We start from the raw sequence: 5,814 nt of genomic DNA, 5'->3' as shown, positions 1-5,814 counted from the left end.
ATTACTGTAGATGTTCATCTCTCTAAGAATATCTACCAGGGGCAAAGACTTGTGGAGTAACAGATATTCTTGCTTCGGAATGGGAGTATCAGATACGACTACATTACCAGCAATTTCTAATTGGGGTTTCTCGGTTCCTTTGGGCATGGATTGATACTGGCGGACAATCTGCCAAGACCAGCTGCTGGATTTTAAAGCTTGCAAGAGATGCCCACCAGCAATTTCTGGGTTGTCCTTATCATTCATAGTGAAATTGCCAATGATGACTAAATTCCCAGTGACCCGGCGGATTCCCAGTTGATTTAGACTATTACCCAATGCGATCGCTTCTTCCCACACAAAAAACGGGTCGCTACCACCAGTAATTACCAAATCTCCCTGCAATACCCCATCTTTAACTATTCCGGTGGCACTGACTCTAGTTTCAAATTGATGAGCTGGTCCCCATTGCTGTAATGCCGCTAGACTAGTGGCAATTTTTGTGATTGAAGCTGCGGGTATTGGAACATTTCCCCGGTGGGTCGCTAGTCTAGTCAGTCCCGATTGAATCCATACTCCTTGCTTAACTGCTGAACCTTGAACACTCCATTTTTCTATGAATTCGTCCACAATCGCTTCAGCAGAAGGGTCTGGTTCAGCTGGCAAGCTAAACAAAGAGGTATCCCGCCAAGCCATCAGTTGAGCTTGATCAAGGTTGATCGGTTGTAGATTTCTCCATAGTTTCACAGATATAACGACAAACGCACCGGCAAGGATCCCAGCAGCAAGTTGTTTTAGCATTCACTACACCACATTTGTTTCTTGAGGCTGCTCTATTTTAGATATTGAATGCTGCTACTGAACAGTTCTGTTGAGAACATGTCACCATCATGCGCCTTAACCGGTCCCAAACCTCAAGTCAAACAGATCACATTGTTTACTATTCCAGGTAATGGTTCTGGTAAGATGTGGAAGGTTTCTATAAACTTTGAGCAATGGCATCGACTGGCGCACGAATCGCAATAGACGCTATGGGCGGGGATTATGCCCCCCATGAAATAGTTGCTGGAGCTATTAGAGCACAAGCTGAATTAGGGGTAGAGGTATTGTTGGTAGGGGATCCTGAGCAAATTAGATCCTCTATTTCCCAACACCACGGATCAAGTCAGATAGAAATTGTAGCTGCTGATGGTGTCGTTGCCATGGATGAAGAACCCTTGGTGACCTTGAAGCGTAAGCCCAAGGCTTCTATTAACGTAGCCATGGACTTAGTCAAGCAAGGACGTGCTGACGCTGTAGTCTGTGCTGGGCACTCTGGGGCAGCCATGGCAGCGGCTCTATTGCGCTTAGGGCGTCTGCCAGGGATTGACCGTCCCGCAATTGGCGCAGTGTTTCCTACCATCATGGCTGGCAAGCCAGTGATTATAATGGACGTGGGGGCAATTGTGGATTGTCGCCCTAAATATCTAGAGCAGTTTGCCATCATGGGGTCAGTATATAGCAAGTATGTCTTGGGTCTCGAAGAGCCTAAGGTGGGTCTGCTAAATATTGGTGAAGAAGAGTGTAAAGGCAATGATTTGGCCATCCGTACTCATCAACTGCTACGAAAGAATTCCAGAATAAACTTTATTGGCAATGCTGAGGGTAGAGATGTACTCTCAGGTCAGTTTGATGTAATTGTGTGCGATGGTTTTGTGGGCAATATACTGCTCAAGTTTGCCGAAGCAGTAGGGGAGGTGATGCTGCAAATTATCCGAGAAGAACTGCCTCAAGGGATACAAGGTCAGCTAGGTACAGCGTTGTTAAAACCCAACTTGAAGCGGATTAAGCAGCGTATGGATCATGCCGAACATGGCGGTGCTCTACTCTTGGGGGTGGCAGGAATTTGTATTATTAGTCACGGTAGCTCCCAAGCCCCATCGATTTTTAACGCCATTCGGTTGGCTAAAGAAGCCATTGATCACCAAGTACTAGAGCGGATTAAAGGTAATCACTTCAAAAAATCTAAGGAATCAGTGGCTACTAATTCCAGCAGTGAGGCTTGTGACAGTTAATTAAAATGTCCACTAATCTAACACTATCTACAAGTAAGTGTTAGATTTAGAGTATGGCACTTATACCAATCCGTAAGGCGGTCGAACTTACGGGACTATCACGGAACACATTACGGAAGTACGCAGATAATGGCACCCTCAGATGCGAAAGGACTCCAGGCGGAACTAGACTATTTCATTCAGAAGATGTACTCAGGTTCGGAGCAAGATGTTCAAAACCTGATCAATTTCGTGAACGGAATACTAAAACGATCTGTTACTGCCGAGTCAGTACCAGTAAGCAAAGAGACGATCTCGACAGACAAGTCGCCTATCTCCATTCCCTCTTCCCTGACGCCGAAATCATCAAAGACATCGGCTCAGGTCTCAACTACAAAAGGAAAGGGCTTAGAACCATACTGGAGCGACTTATGCGCGGAGATAAGCTCACGATTGTTATTGCCTGTAGAGACAGACTTACCCGATTCGGGTTTGAACTCATTGAGTACTTGGTCGGTCTCAACGGTGGAAAGATCCTGGTTCTCAGCCAACCTGAAAGCTGCCCCGAATCTGAACTTACCGCAGATCTTCTCTCCATCATTCACGTCTTCTCCTGTCGGGTTCACGGACTCCGGAAGTACGGTAAAAAAATCAAAGAAGATTCGACTGTTCCTAAATCCTGACCAGCGAACACTCATTCGCAAATGGTTTGGAGTGTCCCGTTATGTATTCAACAAGACCGTCAAAATCCTCCAGATAGGCGTTGTGAAAGCCAACTGGAAAGCAATTAAGACTGGGATACTACATGACCTTCCAGAGTGGTGCAAGGACGTACCTTATCAGATTAAATCGATCGCGATAAAGGACGCTTGCACTGCTGTCAGGGAGGCCAAGAAAAAGTCCAAAAAGACGTCACAGATTAATCGGGTAAGGTTTAGATCAAGAAAAAATCCTATTCAGTCTTGCTATATTCCCAAGTCAGCCGTTTCTGATGCAGGAATATATCACACAAAGTTAGGAAAATTGACTTACTCTGAAGACTTGCCCGGTAACATTTGTGATTGCCGAATGACTAGTAATAATGGAAGCTACTATCTAGTGGTTCCTTATAAAGTAACTTTAAAAGAAGCCGACAACCAAGGCAGAGTAGTTGCTTTAGACCCTGGAGTCAGAACTTTTGTCACATTCTTCAGTAAAACATCTGTAGGAAAGATTGGGCACGGAGATTTCTCCCGTATCCAACGATTATGCCAGCATTTAGATAACTTACTGTCTAGAATCAGTAAAGCTAAACGTGGGCAGAAGCGCAGGATGAGAAAAGCCGCTAGACGAATGGTAATCAAAATTCAGAATCTGATCAATGAGCTTCACCATAAGACAGCTAGATTCTTAGTTGATAATTTTGATGTGATTTTACTCCCCACTTTTGAGACGTCTCAGATGTCAAAAAAGAAAGGCAGGAAGATCAGGTCATTGACGGTTCGTAACATGCTTAACTTTGCTCACTATCGGTTTAAAGAATTCTTAAAGCATAAAGCTCAAGAAACTCGAAGAACTGTCGTGGATGTCTGTGAAGCCTACACCAGTAAAACTGTTAGCTGGACAGGAGAGCTAGTCAATATCGGCGGAAGCAAAACTATTAAATCAAAAGTTGATGGCAAAGTCATGGACAGAGACATCAACGGCGCTCGTGGCATATTTCTGCGAGCTTTGGGAGATACCCCCTGGCTGCGAGAGCAGCTTGCATTAGTGAGCCAAGATTTACCTTTGGTAGATTTTGGTAGCTAAAAAGTATCGGTTCCGTGATAATGGCAGATTGTTAGCTTGAGCGTCCCATAAGCCTCACAACATAGTTGTTTAAGGCTTGTGTGCTATAGTTGAGTGTGCCATTGATGGCAAGATAGACCAATGACCAGTCTTTTTGTCTTCTCCCTAAGCAGCGAACTTGGGAAGAGAAAAACATGGAATGCAACTGATGGAGAAGAGCCTTGAATCAACTAGGAACAGGCATTGCTATTACCGGAAGTGGTTCCGCAGCGTCAGAGGTTACCCTCGATAACCATCAACTAAGCCAGATGGTTGATACATCGGATGAGTGGATTACCAGCCGTACCGGAATTCAGAAACGGCATCTGATGGATGCACAAGGGAGTCTAAGTGAGATGGCTGCTGGGGCAGCAAGGGATGCGATCGCTATGGCTGGAATTGCTCCTGAAGACCTAGATCTGATTATCCTAGCCACCTCAACCCCAGATGATCTGTTTGGCAGTGCTAATCAAGTTCAGGCACTCCTGGGAGCCTCAAAAGCAGTTGCCTTTGATATAACCGCAGCCTGCTCTGGGTTCGTCTTTGGACTGGCTACAGCGTCCCAATTTATCCGCACTGGCCTGTACCAAAATGTCTTACTAATTGGTGCCGATATTCTGTCGAGGTGGGTGGATTGGTCAGACCGAAGTACTTGTGTACTATTTGGAGATGGTGCTGGGGCTGTAGTTTTGCAGGCAAATCAATCCGATCGCTTACTGGGATTTGCACTGTGTAGTGATGGTACCCAGAATAGCTGTCTTCAGTTAGCCTATGAATCACAACAGCAGGAAATAGTCAAGGGTTTGACTGTTGCTAAAGGCACTTATCAGCCCATTGCCATGAGTGGCAAAGAGGTTTATCGATTTGTGGTGCAAAAGGTACCGGAAGTGATTGAAAAAGCATTATTCCGAGCTGATATCAGCACTGAACAGGTGGATTGGCTGGTCTTGCATCAAGCTAATCAGCGGATTCTGGATGCAGTTGCCCAACGTCTTAAGATTCCTAAGCACAAGGTTCTAAGTAATCTCGCCCAATATGGTAATACCTCAGCGGCTTCTATACCTATAGTGTTGGATGAAGCAGTGCGGCTTGAGAAAATTAAATCAGGAGATATTATAGCTACCTCCGGCTTTGGTGCAGGATTGACTTGGGGAGCAGCAGTTTTTAAGTGGGGAAGGTAATTGAGATACTCCAGCACCATATACTCCAGCACCATCCTGACCCAGTTAATCATTGTTGACGGTTAAAACTCAACAGTCAACAATGATTAACTTTTTAAGGATTACTGATAACTGAAACTATAGAGTGAGGCTTTTCCAAACCATGAGCCTCCATCAGCTGCTGATTAGCCATAACCTGTTGAGGAGGACCGTCAGCAATAATTTGCCCTTCGTCAAGTAGCAAAACGCGATCGCATACTTCTAAAATCAGTTCTAGGTCATGAGAGGAAATCAGTATTGTCTCCCCGGACCGTTTCAAAAAGCTAATCAAGCGACGCCGGGAACGAAGGTCAAGATTGGCACTGGGTTCATCGTAAAGCACTAGAGATGGACTCATGGCTAAAACCCCTGCGATCGCTACCATACACTTCTGACCCCCAGACAGGTTGTGGGGAACTCGAGCCCCTAAGTGTTCCACACCCGTCAGGGATAGGGCTTCTTGAACTCGCTGCTCCACGTCAACCGCTGGTAACCCCATATTCTCTGGTCCAAAGGCTACGTCATCCCAGACCGAAGGGGAAAATAACTGGTCATCGGGATTCTGAAACACCAGACCAATTTCTGGGCGAAACTCACCCGCTACCACGGGTTTGCCAAATAACAGCATCACTCTTGCCCTAGTTGGTTTTAAAATGCCGCAGATGGTTAGAAATAAAGTAGTTTTACCAGCACCATTCGGACCAATCAAACCCACCCGTTCCCCTGGCTTAATGGTGAGATTTATATTGCGTAAACTATCCGGTTGGTCTGGGTAGGAAAAATACAGACTATCAATG

The 5,814-nt window shown here is 45.5% G+C and carries 7 protein-coding genes; 5 read left to right on the top strand and 2 right to left on the bottom strand.

Translation table 11 applies throughout. From position 1 onward, the window contains the following. On the bottom strand, positions 1-780 hold a 780-nt coding region (locus tag F6K52_RS31030), incomplete at its 3' end, for a D-alanyl-D-alanine carboxypeptidase (protein WP_293087994.1). Positions 781-858: 78 nt separating this feature from the next. Between F6K52_RS31030 and F6K52_RS31025 the strand changes: the two genes are divergently transcribed. From F6K52_RS31025 to F6K52_RS31005, 5 genes are all read left to right on the top strand, one after another. After that, a complete protein-coding gene (locus F6K52_RS31025; RefSeq protein WP_293087992.1) occupies positions 859-1,005 on the top strand; it encodes a hypothetical protein in 147 nt (48 codons plus the stop codon). Then, positions 975-2,033 carry a phosphate acyltransferase PlsX gene (gene plsX, locus F6K52_RS31020; protein ID WP_293087990.1) on the top strand — a complete coding sequence of 353 codons (1,059 nt, stop codon included), beginning with the start codon at positions 975-977 and terminating at the stop codon, positions 2,031-2,033. The genes F6K52_RS31025 and plsX overlap by 31 nt, the downstream gene beginning before the upstream one ends. A gap of 53 nt (positions 2,034-2,086) precedes the next feature. Continuing rightward, positions 2,087-2,695, top strand: coding sequence for an IS607 family transposase (locus F6K52_RS31015; protein ID WP_293087988.1), 609 nt, complete (start codon positions 2,087-2,089; stop codon positions 2,693-2,695). Then, positions 2,583-3,800 carry a transposase gene (locus F6K52_RS31010; protein ID WP_364420578.1) on the top strand — a complete coding sequence of 406 codons (1,218 nt, stop codon included), beginning with the start codon at positions 2,583-2,585 and terminating at the stop codon, positions 3,798-3,800. Before F6K52_RS31015 ends, F6K52_RS31010 begins: the two co-directional genes overlap by 113 nt. A 200-nt stretch (positions 3,801-4,000) precedes the next feature. Further along, positions 4,001-4,999: a beta-ketoacyl-ACP synthase III gene (locus F6K52_RS31005; protein WP_293087984.1), complete on the top strand. Its 999-nt coding sequence runs from the start codon at positions 4,001-4,003 to the stop codon at positions 4,997-4,999. A gap of 94 nt (positions 5,000-5,093) precedes the next feature. On the opposite strand, the gene F6K52_RS31000 is transcribed toward F6K52_RS31005, so the two are convergent. Further along, entirely contained in the window at positions 5,094-5,813 is a 720-nt protein-coding gene (locus tag F6K52_RS31000; RefSeq protein ID WP_293087982.1) for an ABC transporter ATP-binding protein, read from the bottom strand. Position 5,814: the final 1 nt, after the last annotated feature.

This window comes from Moorena sp. SIO3H5, assembly GCF_010692395.1.
Classification (GTDB): Bacteria; Cyanobacteriota; Cyanobacteriia; order Cyanobacteriales; family Coleofasciculaceae; genus Moorena.
The sequence above is the reverse complement of the archived record's forward strand: the minus strand, read 5'-3'. Positions and strand labels throughout refer to the sequence as shown.

What these genes read in the sequence shown, in the direction of transcription:
- F6K52_RS31025 (WP_293087992.1), top strand. Translation starts at nt 859, where the DNA reads ATGTCACCATCATGCGCCTTAACCGGTCCCAAACCTCAAGTCAAACAG.
- plsX (WP_293087990.1), top strand. Translation starts at nt 975, where the DNA reads ATGGCATCGACTGGCGCACGAATCGCAATAGACGCTATGGGCGGGGAT.
- F6K52_RS31015 (WP_293087988.1), top strand. Translation starts at nt 2,087, where the DNA reads ATGGCACTTATACCAATCCGTAAGGCGGTCGAACTTACGGGACTATCA.